General features: G+C 60.5%; 21 protein-coding genes. 14 read left to right on the plus strand and 7 right to left on the minus strand.

The genetic code is table 11. The annotated features are described in order from the left end of the window. Positions 1-158: 158 nt before the first annotated feature. Positions 159-2654 carry a beta-galactosidase gene (locus NK667_RS20980; protein ID WP_054615948.1) on the minus strand — a complete coding sequence of 832 codons (2496 nt, stop codon included), beginning with the start codon at positions 2652-2654 and terminating at the stop codon, positions 159-161. A 95-nt stretch (positions 2655-2749) separates the two neighbouring features. Further along, entirely contained in the window at positions 2750-4894 is a 2145-nt protein-coding gene (gene dinG / locus NK667_RS20985; RefSeq protein WP_054615949.1) for an ATP-dependent DNA helicase DinG, read from the minus strand. A gap of 99 nt (positions 4895-4993) precedes the next feature. Between dinG and NK667_RS20990 the strand changes: the two genes are divergently transcribed. Next, on the plus strand, positions 4994-5458 hold the full coding sequence (locus tag NK667_RS20990; RefSeq protein ID WP_054615950.1) for a CopD family protein: 465 nt from the start codon (positions 4994-4996) through the stop codon (positions 5456-5458). A gap of 131 nt (positions 5459-5589) precedes the next feature. Here the strand turns inward: NK667_RS20990 and NK667_RS20995 are convergent, their stop codons facing one another. The 4 genes from NK667_RS20995 to NK667_RS21010 all read right to left on the minus strand — a co-directional run bounded on the left by NK667_RS20995 (position 5590) and on the right by NK667_RS21010 (position 8281). Next, a complete protein-coding gene (locus tag NK667_RS20995; RefSeq protein WP_054046968.1) occupies positions 5590-6348 on the minus strand; it encodes a collagen-like triple helix repeat-containing protein in 759 nt (252 codons plus the stop codon). Then, positions 6341-6619 carry a DUF1145 domain-containing protein gene (locus tag NK667_RS21000; protein ID WP_054046970.1) on the minus strand — a complete coding sequence of 93 codons (279 nt, stop codon included), beginning with the start codon at positions 6617-6619 and terminating at the stop codon, positions 6341-6343. The genes NK667_RS20995 and NK667_RS21000 overlap by 8 nt, the downstream gene beginning before the upstream one ends. Before the next feature lie 150 nt (positions 6620-6769). Beyond that, entirely contained in the window at positions 6770-7492 is a 723-nt protein-coding gene (locus tag NK667_RS21005; RefSeq protein WP_054046972.1) for a PA1041 family peptidoglycan-binding anchor lipoprotein, read from the minus strand. Between the two features lie 93 nt (positions 7493-7585). Then, a complete protein-coding gene (locus NK667_RS21010; RefSeq protein WP_054046974.1) occupies positions 7586-8281 on the minus strand; it encodes a PA1041 family peptidoglycan-binding anchor lipoprotein in 696 nt (231 codons plus the stop codon). A 190-nt stretch (positions 8282-8471) separates the two neighbouring features. Here NK667_RS21010 and NK667_RS21015 point away from each other — a divergent pair, with 190 nt between their 5' ends. The 4 genes from NK667_RS21015 (at position 8472) to NK667_RS21030 (ending at position 10288) form a co-directional block, all read left to right on the plus strand. After that, positions 8472-8969, plus strand: coding sequence for a DUF6231 family protein (locus tag NK667_RS21015; RefSeq protein ID WP_054615951.1), 498 nt, complete (start codon positions 8472-8474; stop codon positions 8967-8969). A gap of 4 nt (positions 8970-8973) precedes the next feature. Continuing rightward, positions 8974-9450 (plus strand): YchJ family protein, encoded by a 477-nt coding sequence (locus NK667_RS21020; protein ID WP_054615952.1) that lies wholly within the window; start codon positions 8974-8976, stop codon positions 9448-9450. 131 nt (positions 9451-9581) lie between these two features. After that, a complete protein-coding gene (locus NK667_RS21025; RefSeq protein WP_054046979.1) occupies positions 9582-10067 on the plus strand; it encodes an LEA/WHy family protein in 486 nt (161 codons plus the stop codon). A 5-nt stretch (positions 10068-10072) separates the two neighbouring features. Continuing rightward, on the plus strand, positions 10073-10288 hold the full coding sequence (locus NK667_RS21030; RefSeq protein WP_054046981.1) for an SEC-C metal-binding domain-containing protein: 216 nt from the start codon (positions 10073-10075) through the stop codon (positions 10286-10288). Between the two features lie 204 nt (positions 10289-10492). Here NK667_RS21030 and NK667_RS21035 read toward each other — a convergent pair whose 3' ends face one another. Further along, positions 10493-11050 (minus strand): cysteine hydrolase family protein, encoded by a 558-nt coding sequence (locus NK667_RS21035; protein ID WP_054615953.1) that lies wholly within the window; start codon positions 11048-11050, stop codon positions 10493-10495. Between the two features lie 145 nt (positions 11051-11195). Here NK667_RS21035 and NK667_RS21040 point away from each other — a divergent pair, with 145 nt between their 5' ends. From NK667_RS21040 to NK667_RS21080, 9 genes are all read left to right on the plus strand, one after another. Continuing rightward, positions 11196-11840, plus strand: a complete 645-nt coding sequence (locus NK667_RS21040) for a glutathione binding-like protein (protein WP_054046986.1) — start codon at positions 11196-11198, stop codon at positions 11838-11840. Positions 11841-12121: 281 nt separating this feature from the next. Next, positions 12122-14572: a penicillin acylase family protein gene (locus tag NK667_RS21045; RefSeq protein WP_054615954.1), complete on the plus strand. Its 2451-nt coding sequence runs from the start codon at positions 12122-12124 to the stop codon at positions 14570-14572. 199 nt (positions 14573-14771) lie between these two features. Further along, a complete protein-coding gene (locus NK667_RS21050) occupies positions 14772-15803 on the plus strand; it encodes a ligase-associated DNA damage response exonuclease (RefSeq protein WP_054615955.1) in 1032 nt (343 codons plus the stop codon). Further along, on the plus strand, positions 15800-17488 hold the full coding sequence (locus NK667_RS21055; protein ID WP_054615956.1) for an ATP-dependent DNA ligase: 1689 nt from the start codon (positions 15800-15802) through the stop codon (positions 17486-17488). The genes NK667_RS21050 and NK667_RS21055 overlap by 4 nt, the downstream gene beginning before the upstream one ends. 312 nt (positions 17489-17800) lie before the next feature. Further along, positions 17801-18583 (plus strand): transporter substrate-binding domain-containing protein, encoded by a 783-nt coding sequence (locus tag NK667_RS21060; protein WP_054046995.1) that lies wholly within the window; start codon positions 17801-17803, stop codon positions 18581-18583. 56 nt (positions 18584-18639) lie between these two features. Further along, positions 18640-19368, plus strand: a complete 729-nt coding sequence (locus NK667_RS21065; RefSeq protein ID WP_054046997.1) for an ABC transporter permease — start codon at positions 18640-18642, stop codon at positions 19366-19368. Next, a complete protein-coding gene (locus tag NK667_RS21070) occupies positions 19365-20075 on the plus strand; it encodes an ABC transporter permease (protein WP_054046999.1) in 711 nt (236 codons plus the stop codon). The genes NK667_RS21065 and NK667_RS21070 overlap by 4 nt, the downstream gene beginning before the upstream one ends. Before the next feature lie 29 nt (positions 20076-20104). After that, positions 20105-21223, plus strand: coding sequence for a succinylglutamate desuccinylase/aspartoacylase family protein (locus NK667_RS21075; protein ID WP_054615957.1), 1119 nt, complete (start codon positions 20105-20107; stop codon positions 21221-21223). Positions 21224-21236: 13 nt separating this feature from the next. After that, positions 21237-22001 (plus strand): ABC transporter ATP-binding protein, encoded by a 765-nt coding sequence (locus NK667_RS21080; protein ID WP_054047003.1) that lies wholly within the window; start codon positions 21237-21239, stop codon positions 21999-22001. Position 22002 lies beyond the last annotated feature (1 nt).

Below are 22002 nucleotides of genomic sequence, written 5' to 3' on the forward strand. Positions count from 1 at the left end.
ATGCCGTATGTGTGGCGAGGGGGCTCGCCCCCGTTGGGCTGCGAAGCGGCCCCAAAACCTGCAACCGAGGTGTATCAGATACACCGCATGCATTGGTTTCACGACTGCTTCGCAGCCGAACGGGGGGCAAGCCCCCTCGCAACAGGCGGTCTTAAGCCTTAATGCCCATTCCCGGAATGCCCGCCCGCATGCCCGGCGCCCTGCCCCGGGCCTTTACCGGCGTCGGCTTTCCTGCCGCCCTCGGCTGCATGGCTGGCTTTATCCGCTTCGGCCTTGGCCTTCTCGGCCTCTTTACCCAGTTGATCGACTGTCGTCAGGTTGCTTTTACGCACGCTGTCAACGAAGCCCTGGAACGGCACATCGGTAATGCCCACCAGGCCGAAGTGGCCGTTCTCGCCATCCAGCAAGCGACCGGTCACCGGTTGATCGAGGTACTGGAACCAGTGCACGCCGACAATCGACGGTTCGCTCAGCGCCTGTTTGAGGAAGTTGGCGTAAGCCGGGCCACGGTCTTCTTCCTTGGCCAATTGCGTCACGCCGCCCCAGAACGGACCGCGATCCGCCGAGCCGAAATTGAACTCGGTGATCAGCACCGGTTTGTCCAGGCTACGTAGTTTTTCGAAGTCGTAACCGTCCTGGGGTTGCAGGGTGTACATGTTGAAACTCAACACATCGCAATACTGCGCGCAGGACTCGACGGCTTCCGGGGTGCTGATGGCGAAACGGCCGCCGAGCAGCAACTGGTTCGGCGCGTGCCACTTGAGCGAGTCGGAAATAGTCTTGAAGTAGGTGTCTGCAAAGACCTTCTGGAAGTATTTGTAGTCAGCTTCGATTTCCGGGTGTTCGGCGCTTGGCAGCGGCGCCACGAAGCCCGGATCCTCCATCAGTTCCCAGGCCGGCAGGTCAATGCCCCAGGCTTTCGATAGGCCCGCCTGGTTGCGGTACTTGTCGCGCAATTGCTTGAGGAACGCGCGTTTGGCCGGCACATCGGTGGTCATCTTCAAAGTGCCGTAAGCCAGGGCATAACGGGATTTCGGGTCATCACCGGGACCGGCCCAAGCCAACTCGTTGTCGGCGAAGTAACCGATCAGCCATGGATCATCACGGTGATCCCGGGCCGCGATGGCCACGGCACGCTCGGTGGCCATGGCGAAACGCGGGTCGAACGGGTCAGGCATGCCGCCCCACCAGTCAATGCCGGTGCTGATGCTGGCGTAATCGCCGACGATCGACAGCGGCAAGGTGTACGGCACACGGTCCGCGTTGCCCAGCGCCGGATCGCTCCAGTTGCCGACGGTGTTGAAGCCCCAGGCTTGCAGGCGATTCAGGGTGTGGTCGGTCCAGCGTTGCTCATCAACCACTGCCTTGCAGGGCTCCGCCGCTTTGGCGACGGTGGCTTCGGCGGCGTTGGTCTTGGCGGCTTCGGCGATGCCGGACTCGGCCGTCGAAGGCGCGACGGGTTGCTCGGCGGCTTTTTCCTCAGTCTGTGCCACCGCATCAGCCTTGGCTGCTTCGGCCACACCGGCCTTGGTCTCGCTGGTCACCGCGCAGGGCTGACCATAGATGCGCTGCAAGTTGGCGCCATAAAAGTCGTACCAGCGCCCGACGTTGTAAGCCCGGCCCTGATCGGCGCCGTTGCCGCCACGGTTGTCGCCTTCGCCATAGTGGTTGGCCAGCGGCTCGTCAGGCTTGGGCAGGGATTCGAACATCCACTCGCGACCGGCGATGTAGGTTTGATCGACGTCCGGGGCAACGGTGTTCACGCCCAGGGAATAGAACGGATGGCCTTCCGGGGTCACCAAGTACCAGCGACCGTCACGCTTCTCGGTGCGGAAAAAACCGCTGGCCTTGAACGCCGGGCCTTTGTTCAAGCCACCGAACTTGTCCAGGGATGACTTCTCGCGCTCGGCCAGCCAGGTTTTCAGTTGTTGCTGTTCTTTTGCGGCAGCGGACTTCAGTTGCTCGTCGCTGCTGACTTTCTCCGGCCATTTGGCCCGGGTCGATTGGCCGTAAGCGTCCACCAGAGCGCCATACACCGCTTTGCTCACGTCCTCGCCGTCCTGTACGCCGAAGCGTTCCAGCAAGATGCTCTGGGCGACTTTCGGCTGGTCCATCGACAAGCTCACCGACACCACCTGGCTGCGATCCAGTTCACCGCTACTGCTGCTGAGCAGCACGCGCTGACCGTCGACCGTCATGGGCATCGGCGGGCCGGCCTTCATGCCCTGGCTCAGCGGCGAACTGGCCACCAACGGCACCAGCAGAGTTTGCGCCGGGCCGGCCGGCAGATCGACGCGGCTGACCAGGGTCTTGCCGTCGTTGCTCTGGATGGTCACGTAGAGGGTCAAGGCCCAGTTCATCGCGCTCTGGACCCGCAGGCTCATGACACCCGACTGCGACCAGTCCCAGGCGCCGGTCTGCGGGGTCAGGCGCAAAGTAGGCTTGGCCACCGGGTTGAAGGTCACCCGGCGCAGCACTTCGCCTTCGGCCGTTTGCTCGGCGTTGGATTGCGGCAGGCTGGCGTCCTGGGTCGCCACCTGGACCACGTCGGCGGGGCGAACAAAGTTGAACAGCGTCTGCTGGCCGGCGGGTGCGGCGAGCAAGGGCGTTGCGAACAACAGGGCAAATACAGCAGGCAACGAACGACGAATCATGAGAACGAGATTCTCCCTAACGACCAACAATGGCCAATGGAAAAGCGATGACAGAGAGATAGACAACGCGGTGGGCAAAACTGCCCACGCGTGTATCAGGAAATTTCACGTCGGAAGGGAGGCAACGCATTCAGGATCGCTTTGCCGTAACGCTGGGTGACCAAGCGTCGATCGAGCAACGTGATGGTGCCGCGATCTTCTTCGGTACGCAGCAAGCGACCGCAGGCCTGGACCAGTTTCAGCGAGGCGTCCGGCACGGAGATTTCCATGAACGGATTGCCGCCCCGGGCTTCGATCCACTCGGCCAACGCAGCTTCGACCGGATCGTCGGGCACCGAGAATGGAATCTTGGCGATCACCACGTGTTCGCAATAGGCGCCGGGCAAGTCCACGCCTTCGGCGAAACTCGCCAGGCCGAACAGCACGCTGGAATCCCCGCCATCGACCCGCGCCTTGTGCTTGTTCAGGGTTTCCTGTTTCGACAGGTTGCCTTGAATGAACACTTGCTTGCGCCAGTCGCGGTCCAGCCCGTCGAACACGTCCTGCATCTGTTTGCGCGAAGAGAACAGCACCAAAGTGCCCCGCGAGCCTTCCACCAGCGACGGCAAATCACGAATGATTGCGGCGGTGTGGGCCGGAGCATCACGCGGATCGGCCTTCAGGTCCGGCACTCGCAGCACGCCAGCGTCGGCGTGATGGAACGGGCTCGGGACCACGGCGGTCACGGCTTTTTTCGGCAAACCTGCACGCATGCGGAAGCGGTCGAACGTACCGAGGGCGGTCAGGGTCGCCGAGGTCACCAGCGCGCCGTAGGCCACATTCCACAAATTGCGACGGAGCATTTCCGCCGCGAGGATCGGGCTGGCGTTGACCTCGATGTCGAACAGCGAACCACTTTCCGCCAAGGTCAACCAACGGGCCATCGGCGGGTTGTCTTCCGGGTCTTCGGCGGTGAATGCTGTCCACAACTCCCAATTGCCCGAAGAACGGGACAACAGGCTGCCGAACAGTGGATACCACTCTTCGGCCTGGTTGCTGGCGATGCCGATGTTAACCTCGCCGTCCATGCCTTCCTTGAGCAGTTCGGTGAGGCGGGTGAACAAATCAGTCAGGCGAGCGAAGGCTTTCTTCAGCTCGACGCCCATCTCGCGCATGTGCTCGGGAATCACCCCGCCGACGAAACGGTGACGCGGGCGCTCACGGCCTTCGACGTCTTCGCCGGGTTTGAAATCGGCAACCTGCTCGCACGCGGTGAACATGAACTGCTGCTGGGTCTTGATCTCCCGCGCCAGCTCCGGCACTTGTTCGATCAACTTGCCCAGATCGCCCGGCAACGGGTGCTGGGCCAGCAATTTGGTGAGGTTCTTGGCGGTGGTTTCCAGCCAGTCTGCAGTGGACCGCAGGCGCGTGTAGTGCGCGAAGTGACCGATTGCCTTGTCTGGCAGGTGGTGGCCTTCGTCGAACACGTAGATGGTGTCGCGCGGGTCAGGCAACACGGCACCGCCGCCCAGGGCCAAGTCGGCCAGAACCATGTCGTGGTTGGTGACGATCACGTCAACCTTGCCCATGCCTTCGCGGGCCTTGTAGAAGGCGCACTGGCCGAAGTTCGGGCAATGACGGTTGGTGCACTGGCTGTGATCGGTGGTCAGGCGCGCCCAGTCGGCATCTTCGAGGGCGGTGGACCAACTGTCGCGGTCGCCGTCCCATTTATTGCCGGCGAGCTTCTCGATCATGCTGGTGAAGAGCTTTTGGCTGGCCTCATCCACTTCGATCTTGAAGCCTTCTTCTTCGAACAACTGCGCGGTAGCGGTTTGTGCGTGACCTTCCTGGAGCAACATGTCGAGCTTGGACAGGCACATGTAGCGCCCACGGCCCTTGGCCAAGGCAAATGTGAAATTCAGCCCGCTGTTGCGCATCAGGTCGGGCAAATCCTTGTAGACGATCTGCTCTTGCAGGGCCACGGTGGCCGTGGCGATCACCAGGCGTTTGCCCGCAGCCTTGGCCGTCGGGATCGCCGCCAGGCTGTAGGCCACGGTTTTACCGGTACCGGTGCCGGCTTCCACCGCGACAATCGCGGGGTCGCCACTGCGCCGGCCTTCGTCGTCGGTGTCGATGTCACCGAGGACTTTGGCAATTTCGGCGATCATCAGGCGTTGGCCGTAGCGCGGCTTGAGGCTCTTGGCTTCAAGAAAACGCGTGTAGGCGCCCTGGATCGTAGTTTTGAGTTCGGTGCTGATCATGGATTGTCGGGCGCAAAAAACGCTGGATAAATTTTCAGTGGTTCGGATCGGCGGCTATCATACCGCGCTAATTAATCCCGCGCAGAACGGAGTACCCCAATGACCGCTTTTAGCCTCGTTTATACCCTGCATGTGCTGTCCGCCCTGGTGTGGGTCGGCGGCATGTTTTTCGCCTGGATGGTCCTGCGCCCGGCGGCGATGAAGGCCCTGGAAGGTCCCGGCCGGTTGAAGCTGTGGGTAGAAGTGTTTCAAGGTTTTTTTCGCTGGGTCTGGGTCGCGGTGGTGGTTTTGCCGATCAGCGGCGTGGGCATGATTCATCTGCAATACGCCGGGTTTGAAGCGGCGCCGCGTTATGTGCAGGTGATGATGGGCTTGTACGTGGTGATGACCGCGCTGTTTATCCGGATCCAGGCGTTGTTGCTGCCGGAATTGCGCACAGCGGTGGACGCCCAGGACTGGCCGGCGGGTGCGGCAGCGCTTGGGAAGATTCGCAAGTTGGTGGGGATTAATTTGATTGTGGGGTTGGTGCTGGTGGCGATTGCGGCGGCTCGGCCGATGTTCTAGAAGCTTCGCGGGCAAGCCTCGCTCCTACAGGATTTATGTCGTTCGCGAATATCGCAGACGACTCAAAAATTGTAGGAGCGAGGCTTGCCCGCGAAGACTATCGATCAGACGACACACATTTCAGAAACGGCTTACAACCGCTGAACCGTCACCGATCCCGCCACACCCGCAGGCCCTGGCTGGCCATCAACGCCCGGACGGCCGCTCTTGCCACCATCAGCCTTGTACACCAGGCAACCCTTGGCCTTGCCACCGGCACCCGGTTTACCGCCAGGCCCGGCCAGACCGCCAGCACCGCCAGCGACTTGAACCTTGATCTGTTCGGACGGGTAATCGCGCGGCACTTCCAGGCGCACCAGTGCACCGGCCGCCCCAGGCTGGCCGTCGCTGCCATTGCTGCCGTCGAAACCACGCCCGGCCTGACCCCAGGTGCAACCCGGCTCTTCGCCGTTGGCGCCATCCAGACCGACAAACCCCGGCGCACCCGCACCACCGCGCGCGTCCACGGTCAGCTTCGGCGCGTTCAATGATTTGATCTGCAAATTCAGGTTACGCCCCGAGCGCGCAGCCTTGAGATACGTCCCCGGCGCACCGCGAGCGGTGATCAGGCTGCCTTCGGACAAATCGGCACGGCTGACTTTCAGCTCCAGCGCCTGTTCGCCGGGCACGATGGCGATCCGCGCATCACGCCCCAGGTGCAATTCGCCGATCGTCACTTCCGTCACGTTCGAGGGAATCAGCAAAGTGCCGTAGTCAGCGACTTCGAGTTTTTCCAGCTGCAAGGTGCTGGCCGTGTTGGGCAAGCGCATCAGGGAATTGGTTTCGACGCTCACGACCTGGGCGCAGGCGAGTGGGCTGATAAGTGCAGCGAGCAGACAGAGTTTACGCATGGGAAGCCCCTGGTACGGCCGGGGCCGGAATGGTTTGCAGGTGGAAAACGCCAAAGAACAGAATCTTCAAGCGATCACGCCAAGGATGGGCGCGACCTTTGAGGCTGCGGTTACACAGCAGCACTTCAAGAAAATGGATAATCGCCAGCAGGGCGCCGGCCATACTGACCAGCAGGTGCAGCGGATTGATAAACGGAATCAGCAGATTGACCAGTACCACCAGCCAGAACAGTAGGGTCAACAGCTTCCCCAGCCCCCAAAACACCTTCATACGCTCCCCCGTTGAGAATTATTCTTTGAGCGCACAGTAACGGCTTCCGCAAGGGATAAGCCAGAGGGCAAGAGAAAATTCTTCAACGTGGCCGCCGGATAGCCGGGTTTCGGCACCCGGCGGCTCTAGATCAAGGTTATGCGTCATGTGTCAGCGGTTGATGTGCAATTCCACACGTCGGTTTTTCGCGCGCCCCTCTTCTGTTTCGTTGTCGGCCACCGGTTGGCTTTCACCCTTACCTTCGCTGGTGAGTTTGTTTGGCGCCAGGCCCTGGCTCAACAGATAAGCCGCCACGCTGCTGGCGCGACGTTCCGACAAAGCCTGGTTGTAGGCATCCGAACCTTTGCTATCGGTATGGCCCACAACTTTGATGCTGACCACGTCCGCGTTCTGCAACTTGGCCATCAATGCATCCAGTTGGCTGCGGGCCGCAGGGGTCAGGTCGGACTTGTCGAACGCGAACAGCACGTTGCCGGCATCGCTCAGGGTGATGACTTCGGAGACCGGTGCAGGCTCGACAGGTTTCACGCTGGCCGGGTATTGCGGCAACGGGCAACCACGATGATCGACCGGGGTATTTTCCGGCGTATCGGGGCAACGGTCGCGTCGGTCGAAGACGCCGTCGCTGTCTTCGTCGCCATCCTGGGCGTAGCAGATCAAACCACCGGTCAAGATACCGAGCGCCGCACCACCGGCCGCCCAACCGCCACTTTCGATAGCACCCAGGCCACCGCCGACCAGTCCGCCAATGACGCTGCAGATCGGCCAGGTACGTTGATTCAAGGGGGCAGTGCCATCGCTGTGAGTAGCGCAACCGGTCAACAGGCTGCCAAGCAGCAGAACCGGTAAGACGGTCCGTGTTAGAACGCTCATTTGTGAATGCTCCTGTGTTACCGGCCCATACCGGTTACACAGGAGTAAAGACCCGCATCCGCGACTGCACAAGCTGCGGAGCGGAAGGGACTTTTAACGCTCGATTTTGATTTCGGTGCGACGGTTCAACGCGCGGCCATCCGCAGTTTTGTTATCGGCCACTGGCTGGCTTTCGCCTTTACCGGTTACCGACACGAAACTGCTGCGTGGTACGCCATCGTGGATCAGGTATTCCACCACCGAATGCGCACGTTTATCCGACAGTTTCTGGTTGTAGGCATCGCTGCCCACGCTGTCGGTGTGACCAGTCACAGTCAGGCGCGCGGTAGACGATTCCTGTTTCAGGCGAGTAGCGACTTTGTCGAGCACCTCTTTATCGGATGGAGTCAGTGTGGCTTTGTCGAACTGGAAGTGAACGTCGCGGATGACGATGGTTTCTTCCTTGACCACCACGGCCTCTTCAACCACTGGTGCAGGGACTGGCGGAGGGCAACCGTCGGCATCGACCTGCACGCCTTTAGGCGTATGCGGGCACTTGTCGCGGCTATCCGGCACGCCATCGCCATCTTCGTCGCCATCACCGTGCACCCAACAATAAGCGGCTGCCGTGCCGCCGACCAGCAGCGCACCATACCCCGCCCATGCTGAACTCTCGGTGGCACCGAGACCGGCACCCACGACGCCGCCGACCGCCGCACAGGTCGGCCAGTCGGTTTTCTGCAAACCTGCGCAACCAGTCAACACACTGGTTAGCAGAACCAAGGGTAATGCTGTCCGAACTATGCTCATCTAGTTTTCTCCTGAGGGATCGGCTTAAAACCGATTCAGGGAGTAAAGACCGGAGTTTTAATCTCCGCCAGCAATAGGCCATTGCCGTTTTGCCCAATGTTCACGGCAGATCGGAACTTTTGCCACTCGGTGGCTCTAGGCCCGGACGTTGGGGCAGGCTAGTCTTGGCAGTTCTGATTGAGGATCTTCGATGATTGCAGGTATTTCTTCACGCACGCCCCAGCAGGCATTGGCCGCTTTGCTTGACCGTTATGCCCCGGCGCGCCTGTTGCTGATTGGCGCCAGCCAGTTCCCGGCGCTGGAAGCGTTCAAGCTCGCGCACCCGGACAGTTGCGTCGCTCATGCGGAACCCGGGCCATTGCCGCCAGAGCTGGCGGCGCGGCGCTTTGACCTGGCGCTGGTGGTCGATTGCCTGGAGCACTTGCCCAAACGCGATGGCCTGAATCTGCTGGGCGGGATCCGCAACCTGAACGCCAGTCGCATCGCGGTATTGGCAGATTTGCCCGCCAGCGGCTGGCAGGAAACCGATTTCTTCTCCCTGGCCTTGCAAGCCAGCGAACGTTTCCAGCGCGATGAGCAGGTGTTGACGCTGTTCACCTATGATCTTCTTGACTATAAACAGGTGCCCGACTGGCTCAATTCACGGTTCTGGGCCAATCCGGAAAACTTCGGGAAATACTGGTGGTAACGCAATGAGTACATCCATTTGCCCTTGCGGCAGCGGCACCCTGCTCGATGCCTGCTGCGGCCATTACCATGCAGGCCATCCGGCCCCGTGCGCCGAGGCCTTGATGCGCTCGCGCTACAGCGCCTACGTGCTGGGGCTGATCGACTATCTGGTGGCGACCACCCTGCCCGCCCAACAGTCCGGCCTGGATCGTCAGTCCATCAGCGACTGGAGCGCCCAGAGCACCTGGCTGGGTCTTGAAGTGGAAAGCTCCGAGGTGTTTGGCGGTCAACCGGAACACGCCTTCGTGACCTTCACGGCCCGTTGGCACGATGGCGGCGGTGAACACAGTCACCGCGAGCGTTCCTCGTTTGTGCAGAACAACGGCCACTGGTACTTCATCGACCCGAACGTACAGCTCAAGGCAGGGCGCAATGACGCCTGCCCGTGCGCGAGTGGGCAGAAATTCAAGAAGTGTTGCGCAGGATATTTCGGCGCTTGAAGCTCTTCGTAGGAGCAAGGCTTGCCCGCGAAGAACGATAACGCGGACCTCAGAAAGACCCCATTAGCTTCTTCGCGGGCAAGCCTCGCTCCTACAGGGGCTAGAATGGTTCTCAAGGGAGAACCACCACCATGATCCGTCAACGCCACGCCTTACATCTGCTCACCCTGCTCATCCTCTTGAGCCTGGGCGGTTGCGCCTCCTGGTTCAGCAGCGACGAACCCGATCCCCAGGTGCATCTGGTCAAGGTCGAAGTGGTGCGGGCCAAGCTGCTGGAACAGAAATTCATCCTGCACTTTCGCGTCGACAATCCCAACGACAGTGACTTGACCGTCCGCAGCCTCGAATACCGCATTCATCTGGGCGACATGCTGCTGACTGAAGGCGAGCACGAACACTGGTTCACGGTCAGCCCCAAGCACAGCGCGTATTTCAAAGTGCCGATCCGCACCAACCTGTGGCCCAAGGTGCGCGACCTGGTGAAAATGCTCAAAAGCCCCAAGCAACCCGTCCCCTATCGTCTGGAAGGTGAACTGGAAACCGGTTTATTCATCGCGCACTACGTGCACCTGGCGCGTAATGGCGTGATAATCCCCGCCGATTTAATTCCGGAGTAACCCCGATGACCCAGCAACCCCATGTTCATGGCCCTGACTGCAATCACGATCACGACGATCATGCCCATGACCACCATGATCACGACCATGGCCATGTCCACGGCCCGAACTGCGGCCACGCTCACCAGGAACCGGTGCGCAACGCCCTGAAAGATGTCGGCCGCAACGATCCTTGCCCATGCGGCAACGGCAAGAAATTCAAGAAGTGCCACGGCGCTTGATGCTTCGGGCGAAGATTTGCTTCGCCGGTTGAATCGCCTTCGCGAGCAGGCTCGCTCCCACATTTTGATCGGCGCCGTACACAGTCTTCGTGTACACAGCAGATCCCCTGTGGGAGCGGGCTTGCTCGCGAAAGCGGCGGCAAATTCAACATCACCGTTTCAGACAGACCGCTTTCGCGAGCAAGCCCGCTCCCACAAGGGATTTCATTCAGGCTTCAGGATTTGCGCGGTGCTGGTGACCGTCGCGTATTCGCCATGCAGATTGCCCAGCGACATGGCATGCACTTCTTCAGCGGAATACGCATTGCCGAAAAAATCGGCCTTGTCGAAGGTAAAGCACGCGTCCTCCGCCACCCAGGTATCAAACCCCAGATTCCCGGCCGTGCGCGCCGTGGACTCGACCGAGTTGTTAGTCGCCACGCCAACGATGATCAACTGATCAATCCCCGCTTCGCACAACCGCGCCTCCAGCCCTGTCGCACAAAACGCATCCGGCACCTGTTTCTGAATCAGTTGCTCGCCCGCCATCGGCTGGAACCGTTCCTGAAACTCCACACCCGATTGCTCGGGCCAGAACACCGAATCCGCTGAGCGGGACAGGTGTTGCACGTGGATCACCGGCCGCGACGTGCGCCGCCAAAACACCAGTAAATCGAGAATGCGCTCCTCGGCCTGAGGATTATTTCGACGCCCGAGTCTGGGCTGCAGGATGCCTTTTTGCTGGTCGATGATGATCAGCGCTGCGTTGGTCTTGAGCTCCATGCTGACTTTTCTCATGTCGGGTCATTGAATTTCACGCACTTCAGCATCACCTCTTCCTACAGGCAAGCTCTCCAGTGCAAACAGGACGACCTAATGCGAGCGGTTGCTGTCCGTACCTTATGACGTCTATTTTTTGGAGTACTCCATGATCGACCTGTATTACTGGACCACCCCCAACGGCCACAAAATCTCGATTTTCCTCGAAGAGGCCGGCCTCAAGTACGACGTGCACCCGATCAACATCAGCCAGAACGACCAGTTCAAGCCTGAATTCCTGAAAATCTCCCCGAACAACAAAATCCCGGCCATCGTCGATCACGAGCCTGCGGATGGCGGCGAGCCGTTGCCGCTGTTCGAGTCAGGGGCGATCTTGCTGTACCTGGCGGAGAAAACCGGCCAGTTCCTGCCCAAGGACCTGCGCGGGCGCCAGCAAGCACTGCAATGGCTGTTCTGGCAGATGGGCGGTCTGGGGCCGATGGCCGGGCAGAATCATCACTTCAGTCAGTTCGCGCCAGAGAAAATCCCTTACGCGATCAAACGCTACATCGACGAAACCGCCCGCCTCTACGGCGTGCTCGACAAGCAACTGGCGAGCAATGAGTTTGTCGCCGGGGACGAGTACAGCATTGCCGACATGGCGATTTACCCGTGGATCGTTTCCCACAAATGGCAGAGCCAGAACCTCGAAGACTTCCCGAATGTGCTGCGCTGGTTCACCCACATCCAGAACCGTCCGGCGACAGTGAAGGCGTATGCGATTGCGGCGAAGGTGAATCCGCCTAAGTCTTGAGGCTTACACAAACCCTGTGGCGAGGGAGCTTGCTCCCGCTCGACTGCGCAGCAGTCGCCAACCAGACACCGCGTTCCGTCGGATATAACGCGGCGTCCGGATTGGGAGCGCTGCGCACTCCAGCGGGAGCAAGCTCCCTAGCCACAGGGGTACACCGCTGCCCGAGGATTTGCGTTTTGTCAGGCAAATCCTGAAATAACCCCATGCCCCGCTTGCGCGGCCACCTCCTGCTCACTAACGTAGCGCCTTTATTGCGTTACTACCCCCGCAGGAGCTTTGCCATGGCCTCGCCAGCCCTCACACATTTTCTTCCCCGGTTCGGCGTTGCCGCAGCAGTGGCCGGTGTTTTGAGCCTGACCGGTTGTCAGACCTGGAACACTCAGGACACCCTCCCGCCAACTTCCGGCGTGCAGCCGCTCAAGGGCCTGGCGCAGAACGTTTCGGTTCGGCGCAATGCCATGGGCATGCCGTTGATCGAAAGCAACAGCTTCCACGACGCGCTGTTCGCCCTCGGTTACGTCCACGCCAGCGACCGCCTCACGCAAATGGTGACCATGCGCCTGCTGGCCGAGGGCCGTCTGTCAGAAATGTCCGGTGCGGACCTGCTCGACGCCGACCGCTACATGCGCGCGGTCAACCTGAAGAAAAGCGCCGGCGAGCTGTACAAAGCTTCTTCGCCACGGCTCAAGCGCTTCTTTGAAGTGTATGCCCGGGGCGTCAACGCCTACCTGTTCCGCTACCGCGACAAGCTGCCGGCCGATCTCGCCGCCAGCGGCTACAAGCCTGAATACTGGAAGCCGGAAGATTCAGCGCTGATTTTCTGCCTGTTGAATTTCAGCCAGTCGGCCAACCTGCCGGAAGAAATTTCCTCGCTGGTCCTCGCCCAAACCGTCAACACCGACAAGCTCCCATGGCTGACGCCGTCCGCGCCCGACGAAAAGCTGCCAACGGGCGAAGCCGACAAGCTCCAGGGCATCAAGCTCAACGGCGCGATCCCGGGCCTGGCGGAAATCACCAAGGCCACCGGGCAACTGTCCGATCTGAATCTGCTCGGCGCCACCTCGTCGAACAACTGGGCCATCGGCCGGCAACGCAGCCGCAGCGGCAAAAGCCTGCTGGCCAGCGACAGTCACGGGCCGATGGGCGTGCCGTCGTTGTTCAGCTACGTGCAGATCCGCGCGCCGAAATATCAGGCGGCGGGCGTCAGCATTGCCGGCCTGCCAATGGTGCTCGGTGGTTTCAACGGCAAAGTGGCGTGGAGCATGACCACGGTTATGGGCGACAACCAGGACCTGTTCCTGGAAAAAATCAAACGCCAGGGCAACGGCCTGACCTACGAAGCCAATGGCAAATGGCAGCCGGTGGTGGTGCGTAACGAAACTTACTTCGTCAAAGGTCAACGACCGCTTCGCGAAGCGGTGTACGAAACCCGTCACGGGCCGCTGCTCAACAGCGCCCAGGGTCTGACCATGGCCAACGGTTTCGGCCTGGCGCTGCAAACCCCGAGCTTCACCGACGACAAGACCCTGGACGCGTTCTTCGACCTGTCCCGCGCGCAAACCGTCGAGAAAGCCTCGGACGCGAGCCGTGAAATCCGCGCCATCGCCCTGAACCTGGTATTTGCCGACGCCAGCAACATCGGCTGGCAAGTCACCGGTCGCTACCCGAACCGTCGCGAAGGCGAAGGCCTGTTGCCGTCGCCGGGCTGGGACGGTCGCTACGATTGGGATGGTTACGCCGACCCGATGCTGCATCCGTATGACCAGGACCCGGCCCAAGGCTGGCTCGGCACCGCCAACCAGCGGGTCATTCCGCATGGCTACGGCATGCAGCTGTCCAATTCCTGGTCCGCCCCGGAACGTGGCGAGCGCATGGCCGAACTGGCGGGCGCGGGCAAGCATGACAGCCGCAGCCTGATCGCCATGCAGTACGACCAGACCACCACCTTCGCCGCTAAGTTGAAGAAAATGTTTGAGGCGCCGGGCATGGCCCAACCGCTGAAACAGGCGATCGAAGCGTTGCCGGAAGCTGATCGCGGCAAGGCTCGCGAGGCGTTGACGCGCTTGATGGCGTTCGACGGCAAGCTCAGCCCGACCTCTGCCGATGCGGCGATTTACGAGTTGTTCCTGCAGGAAAGCGCCAAGCAGATTTTCCTCGACGAACTGGGTCCAGAAACCAGTCCCGCTTGGAAGGCGTTTATCGCCAACGGCAAGTTGTCCTACGCGGCCCAGGCCGATCACCTGCTCGGTCGCGAAGACAGCCCGTTCTGGGATGACGCGCGCACCCCGCAGAAAGAAGACAAACCGGCGATCCTCGCCCGTAGCCTGGCGGCGGCCATCAGTGCCGGCGACAGTCAGTTGGGCGGCGATCACAAAGCCTGGCAGTGGGGCAAACTGCACCGCTATGAGTGGAAGAATGCCAGTGGGCAGACCGTGCGTGGTCCGTTGGCGGCTGGTGGCGATCACACCACGTTGAACACCGCGGCGTTCGCCTGGGGCCAGGACTTCAACACCACGCTGGTGCCGTCGATGCGCTTTATCGTCGACTTCGGCCAGTCCGAACCGCTGATGGGCCAGAACGGCACCGGCCAGTCCGGCAACCCGGCGAGCCCGAACTACCTCGACAGCATCGACCCGTGGCTCAAGGGCCAGTACATGAGCCTGCCGATGCAGCCGCAGAACTTCGACAAGGCGTATGGCAAGGCGCGGTTGACCCTGACACCTGGGAAATAACGCTTAACACCGACCCAATGTGGGAGCGGGCTTGCTCGCGAAGGCGTCGTATCAGTCAATATCTTCGTTGCCTGACACACCGCCTTCGCGAGCAAGCCCGCTCCCACAATGGGAATGTCGCCGGTCCCGAAAAACTCGATAGAACTTCTCGCCTCGCAAAAACCTCCTAGCTAACAAGCCCCCCCATATTGGCAACAACATGGACCTTGTTATCGCGCGTCCCGAAGGTTTGTACTGCCCCGCCGGCGATTTTTACATCGACCCTTGGCGCCCGGTGGAGCGCGCGGTGATTACCCACGCCCATGGCGACCACGCCCGCACCGGTAATCAACATTACCTGGCAGCCGCCCCCGGCGAAGGGATCTTGCGCTCACGCCTGGGCCAGGACATCAATCTGCAAACCCTGCCCTACGGCCAACGCCTGCTGCACCACGGCGTCACCCTGAGTTTTCATCCGGCTGGCCATGTACTCGGCTCGGCGCAAGTGCGCCTGGAATACGGCGGTGAAGTCTGGGTTGCCTCGGGGGATTACAAGATCGAGCCCGATGGCACCTGCGCGCCGTTCGAACCGGTGCGTTGCCACACTTTCATCACTGAATCGACCTTCGGCCTGCCGATTTATCGCTGGCAGCCCCAGTCGCAGATCTTTGCCGAAATCAATCAGTGGTGGCAGGCCAACATCGCAGCCGAGAAGGCCAGCGTGCTGTTTTGCTACTCCTTCGGTAAGGCCCAGCGCATTCTCCACGGCATCGACGCCAGCCTCGGCCCCATTCTGGTGCATGGCGCGGTGGAACCGCTCAATCAGGTTTATCGCGACAGCGGTATTTACCTGCCGCCCACAATTTATGCCGGCGACGTGAAAAAGAGCGACCCGATCATGCGCCAGGCCTTGGTCATCGCCCCACCGTCGGCCGGTGGCAGCACTTGGATGCGCCGGTTCGGCGACTACAGCGACAGTTTCGCCAGCGGCTGGATGCGCTTGCGCGGTACGCGGCGGCGGCGCGGCGTGGACCGGGGTTTCGTGCTGTCGGACCATGCCGACTGGCCCGGCCTGCTCTGGGCCATCGAACAGACGGGGGCCGAACGGGTGATGGTCACCCACGGTTCGGTCGCGGTGCTGGTGCGGCATCTGTGCGAACAAGGGCTGGATGCCCAAGGGTTCAGCACGGAATACGGCGATGACGAGGAAGACCAAGGTGTCGTCGCGGAAACCGCCGAGGTGCAAGCATGAAAGCCTTCGCCGAGTTGTACGCCGAACTCGACGCCACCACTTCGAGCAACGCCAAACTCGCAGCCATGCAGGCTTACTTCGCCCAAGCCGCACCGGAAGATGCCGCGTGGGCGGTGTACTTTCTCTCAGGTGGCCGGCCTCGGCAGCTAGTGCCGGTGCGCGCGCTGCGGGAACTGGCGGTGGAAATTTCCGGGCTCTCGACGTGGCTGTTCGAAGAGAGTTATCAAGCGGTCGGTGATCTGGCGGAAACCATCTCGCTGGTGTTACCCGAAGCCACCCACAGTTCTACCGACGGCTTGGCAGTGTGGATCGAAGACAAACTGCTGCCGCTTCGCGGTGAAACCCTGGAGTTCCTGGCCCGGCGCCTGCCAGCCCTGTGGGCGCAACTCGACCGCTCCAGCCTGATGCTGTGCATCAAATTGATCACCGGCAGTTTTCGCGTCGGCGTGTCCAAATTGCTGGTCACCCGGGCGCTGGCGGCAATGGCCGGGCTCGACAGCAAACGCGTGGCCCAGCGCCTGGTGGGTTACACCGACCTGTCCAACCGACCGACCGCTGCGCATTACCTCAAACTGATTGCCCCGCCCTCCGACGACGAACATGCGCAACGGGGCGGCCAGCCGTATCCGTTTTTCCTCGCCCACGCTTTGTCACAACCGGTGGAACAATTCGAAACACTGCTCGGCCCGGCCAGCCAATGGCAAGTGGAATGGAAGTGGGACGGCATCCGTGCCCAAGTGGTCAAGCGTGAAGGCCGATTGTGGATCTGGTCCCGTGGCGAAGAACTGGTCAGCGAACGTTTCCCTGAACTGGAGGCGCTGACCCATGGTTTGCCGGACGGCACGGTGATCGACGGGGAAATCGTGGTCTGGAAATCCACCCATCCAACCACCGAAGACGCCTTCGATCCGCAATCGACAGCGCCACCGGCGGTGCAACCCTTTGCCTTGCTGCAACAACGGATTGGCCGTAAAACCCTGGGCAAGAAAATCCTCGAAGAAGTGCCGGTGGTGTTACTCGCCTACGATTTGCTGGAATGGCAAGGCGAAGACTGGCGCAACCACACCCAGGCCGAACGGCGCACTCAATTGGATACGGTCATCGCCACCTGCAATAGCCCGGTGCTCCTGGCCTCGCCGGTGCTGAGCGGTGAAGACTGGTTCGACCTCGCCCGGCAACGGGAAGCGTCGCGACAGCTTGGCGTCGAGGGCATGATGCTCAAGGCCCGGGATGCGATGTATGGCGTCGGCCGGACCAAGGACATGGGCGTGTGGTGGAAATGGAAAGTCGAGCCGTTCAGCGTCGATGCGGTGCTGATCTATGCCCAACGAGGTCATGGCCGCCGGGCGAGCCTGTTCAGCGACTACACCTTCGCCGTCTGGGACGGCCCGCCCGACGCCAGCGAGCGGTCGCTGGTGCCGTTCGCCAAGGCGTATTCGGGGCTGACCGACGAGGAAATGCGCAAGGTCGACAGCATCGTGCGCAAAACCACCGTGGAGAAGTTCGGGCCGGTGAGCAGCGTGAAACCGAGCCTGGTGTTTGAGCTGGGCTTTGAAGGGATCGCCTTGTCCAAGCGCCACAAGAGCGGAATCGCGGTGCGCTTTCCGAGAATGTTGCGGTGGAGGCAGGATAAGTCGGTGGAAGACGCCGATAGCCTCGCAACCCTGCAGGACCTTCTGACCTAACCCCAATCAAAACTGTGGGAGCGGGCTTGCTCGCGAAAGCGGTGTGTCAGTTAACGATATTTTGACTGACATACCGCTTTCGCGACCAAGCTCGCTCCCACAGGTTTTTGTGTCGATCTGATCTATATTGGTGCATGAAATTTCCAACGCCCGTTTCCGTGCACAAATCCGCCCCGGCTACTTCTTGAATCACTTTTAAAACACTTGTTCGGGACTCTGGTTCGGAAATTGCTACTTTCATTAGGTCTTACGCTTTCCAGTAACAATAATTCTGCGCCACAAGCGCTCATATTGGTTCTTAGGGATTGAATAATGAAAAAAGCATTGCTGACCCTTTCTGCACTGGCGTTGTGCATGGCTGCCGGCTCCGCGCTGGCCAAGGAGTACAAAGAACTGCGTTTTGGCGTTGACCCTTCCTACGCACCCTTCGAGTCCAAAGCGGCCGACGGCAGCCTGGTGGGCTTCGATATCGATCTGGGCAATGCGATCTGCGCCGAGCTGAAGGTCAAGTGCAAATGGGTCGAAAGCGATTTCGACGGCATGATTCCGGGCCTCAAGGCCAACAAATTCGACGGTGTGATCTCTTCGATGACCGTCACCGAAGCGCGCGAAAAAGTCATCGACTTCTCCAGCGAGCTGTTCTCCGGCCCTACCGCCTACGTGTTCAAGAAAGGTTCCGGGGTCACCGCAGACGTCGCTTCGCTCAAGGGCAAAACCGTCGGCTACGAACAAGGCACCATCCAGGAAGCCTACGCAAAAGCCGTTCTGGACAAGGCTGGCGTTAAAACCCAGGCCTACGCCAACCAGGATCAGGTGTATGCCGACTTGACTTCCGGTCGTCTCGACGCAGGTATTCAGGACATGCTGCAAGCCGAACTGGGCTTCCTGAAGTCGCCACAAGGTGCCGATTACGATGTCAGCAAGCCAGTCGACAACGCTTTGCTCCCGGCTAAAACGGCTGTCGGTATTAAGAAAGGTAACACCGAGCTGAAAGCGCTTTTGGATAAAGGTATCAAAGCGTTACACGACGATGGCAAATACGCCGAGATTCAAAAGAAACACTTTGGCGATCTGAGTCTGTACAGCGGCAAATAATGCCCGGCGCCCATCTCGCGATGGGCGCTTTTTTCATCCGATCAGGTTGCTGATTTATGTTCGAAAACCTATTACAAAACCTGGGGCTCTCAGCCTTCAGCTTGAAGGGCTTCGGTCCTTTGCTGATGGAAGGCACCTGGATGACCATCAAATTATCGGCATTGTCGCTGCTGGTGGCCGTATTGCTCGGCCTGCTCGGCGCCACCGCCAAGCTGTCAAAAGTCAAACTGGTGCGGGTTCCGGCCCAGATCTACACCACGCTGATTCGCGGCGTGCCGGACCTGGTGTTGATGCTGCTGATTTTCTACAGCCTGCAAACCTGGTTGACGTCGTTTACCGATTTCATGGAATGGGAATACATCGAGATCAACCCGTTCAGCGCCGGGGTCATTACCCTGGGCTTCATTTATGGTGCGTATTTCACCGAAACCTTCCGTGGGGCGATCCTCGCCGTGCCTCGGGGCCAGGTCGAAGCCGCTACCGCTTATGGCCTCAAACGCGGCCAGCGTTTTCGAATCGTGGTATTCCCGCAAATGATGCGTTTCGCCCTGCCGGGTATCGGCAACAACTGGATGGTAATGCTCAAGGCCACCGCACTGGTGTCAATCATCGGCCTCGCCGATTTGGTCAAAGCCGCGCAGGACGCTGGTAAAAGCACCTATCAACTGTTTTATTTCCTGGTGCTTGCCGCGCTGATCTACCTGGTCATCACCAGCGCTTCCAACTTCGTCTTGCGCTGGCTCGAACGCCGTTACGCCGCCGGTTCCCGGGAGGCCGTACGATGATCGAACTCTTGCAGGAATACTGGAAACCCTTCCTTTATAGCGACGGCAACAACATCACCGGTCTGGCCATGACCCTGTGGCTGCTCAGTGCCTCGATTTTCATCGGTTTCCTGGTGTCGATCCCGCTGTCCATCGCCCGGGTGTCGCCGCATTTCTACATTCGCTGGCCGGTGCAGTTCTACACCTACCTGTTTCGTGGTACGCCGTTGTATATCCAGTTGCTGATTTGCTACACCGGGATCTACAGCCTGGCGGCCATTCGTGCGCAACCGGTGCTGGATGCGTTCTTTCGCGATGCGATGAACTGCACCATCCTCGCCTTCGCCCTGAACACCTGCGCCTACACCACGGAGATTTTCGCCGGGGCAATCCGCAGCATGAACCACGGTGAAGTCGAAGCGGCCAAGGCCTACGGTCTGACTGGCTGGAAGTTGTATGCCTACGTGATCATGCCCTCGGCCCTGCGTCGCTCGTTGCCTTATTACAGCAACGAAGTGATCCTGATGCTGCACTCGACTACCGTGGCGTTCACCGCGACCATCCCCGACATCCTGAAAGTCGCGCGGGACGCCAACTCGGCGACCTTCCTGACCTTTCAGTCGTTCGGCATCGCTGCGCTGATCTACCTGACCGTGACCTTTGCGCTGGTCGGCCTGTTCCGTCTCGCCGAACGCCGATGGCTGGCCTTCCTCGGGCCGACTCACTAGGACCCGTTTTCAGGAATAAAGAGACGAACATGCGCCACCAGATACATGACTTGCTGGCCCCGCTGCCGGGGACCGCACGACAGATTCACAGCTTTCACTTCGGCCCCGCGTCGGCCAAAGGCAAGATCTACATCCAGTCGTCCCTGCACGCCGATGAAATTCCCGGCATGCTGGTGGCCTGGCACCTCAAGCAACGCCTGGCGGAGCTGGAAGCCGCCGGCCGCCTGCGCAGCGAAATCGTGCTGGTGCCAATCGCCAATCCGGTGGGCCTGGAACAGGTGCTGATGGATGTGCCGCTGGGCCGCTATGAGCTGGAGAGCGGGCAGAACTTCAATCGCTGGTTTGTCGACTTGAGCGAAGAGGTCGGCAACGAGATCGAAGGTCAGCTCGGCGACGATTCGCGGCACAACCTCGAACTGATCCGCACCAGCCTGCGCAACGCCCTCGCCCGCCAGACCGCTGGCACGCAACTGCAATCCCAGCGCCTGACCCTGCAACGGCTGGCCTGCGATGCGGACATGGTGCTGGACCTGCATTGCGATTTCGAAGCCGTCGCGCACCTTTACACCACGCCCGAAGCCTGGCCGCAAGTCGAGCCGCTGGCACGCTACATCGGTGCCGAGGCGAGTCTGCTGGCCACTGATTCCGGTGGGCAGTCGTTCGATGAATGTTTCACGCTGCTCTGGTGGCAGTTGAAGGAGCGCTTCGGCGAGCACTTCGATATTCCGCTGGGCAGCTTTTCCGTCACCGTCGAATTGCGTGGCCAGGGCGATGTGTATCACCCGCTGGCCAGCCGCGATTGCCAGGCGCTGATCGACTACCTGATTCACTTCGGCGCCATCGCCGGCGAAGCGGCGCCGCTGCCCGAACTGCCCTACCCGGCCACGCCGCTGGCTGGCGTTGAACCGGTGACCACGCCAGTCGGCGGGTTGTTGGTGTTCACCGCGCTGCCGGGGCAATACCTGGAAGCCGGGCAACTGATCGCCGAAATCATCGACCCGATCAATGATCGCGTCACCCCTATCCATTGCACCGCCGCCGGGCTGATGTACGCCCGCTCGCTGCGCCGCATGGCCACTGCCGGCATGGTGATCGCCCACGTCGCGGGCACCGAAGCCTATCGCAGCGGCTACCTACTTTCGCCTTGAGGATGCATGCCCCATGTATAAATTGACCATCGACGGCCTGCATAAAAGCTATGGCGACCATCATGTGCTCAAAGGTGTTTCGCTCAAGGCCAACACCGGCGACGTCATCAGCCTGATCGGCGCCAGCGGCTCGGGGAAAAGTACCTTCCTGCGTTGCATCAACTTCCTCGAACAACCCAACGACGGCGCCATGAGCCTGGATGGCAAAGACATCCGCATGGTCAAGGACCGTCACGGCATGCACGTGGCCGATCCCGATGAACTGCAACGGATCCGCACCCGTTTGGCGATGGTGTTCCAGCACTTCAACCTGTGGAGCCACATGACCGTGCTGGAAAACATCACCATGGCTCCGCGCCGGGTGCTGGGTTGCAGCAAGGAAGAAGCCGAAGACCGCGCTCGACGCTACCTCGACAAAGTGGGTCTGGCAGCACGTGTTGCCGACCAATACCCGGCGTTTCTTTCCGGTGGCCAGCAGCAACGGGTGGCGATTGCCCGTGCACTGGCGATGGAGCCGGAAGTCATGCTGTTCGACGAACCGACCTCAGCCCTCGACCCGGAACTGGTGGGTGAAGTGCTGCGCGTGATCCAGGGCCTGGCCGAAGAAGGCCGGACCATGATCATGGTCACCCACGAAATGAGCTTCGCGCGCAAAGTGTCGAGCCAGGTGTTGTTTCTGCACCAGGGTCTGGTGGAGGAACAAGGCGCGCCGGAGGATGTGCTGGGCAATCCGAAGAGTGAGCGGCTGCAACAGTTCCTCAGCGGTAACCTCAAGTAAC

Source organism: Pseudomonas nunensis (assembly GCF_024296925.1).
Lineage (GTDB): Bacteria > Pseudomonadota > Gammaproteobacteria > Pseudomonadales > Pseudomonadaceae > Aquipseudomonas > Aquipseudomonas nunensis.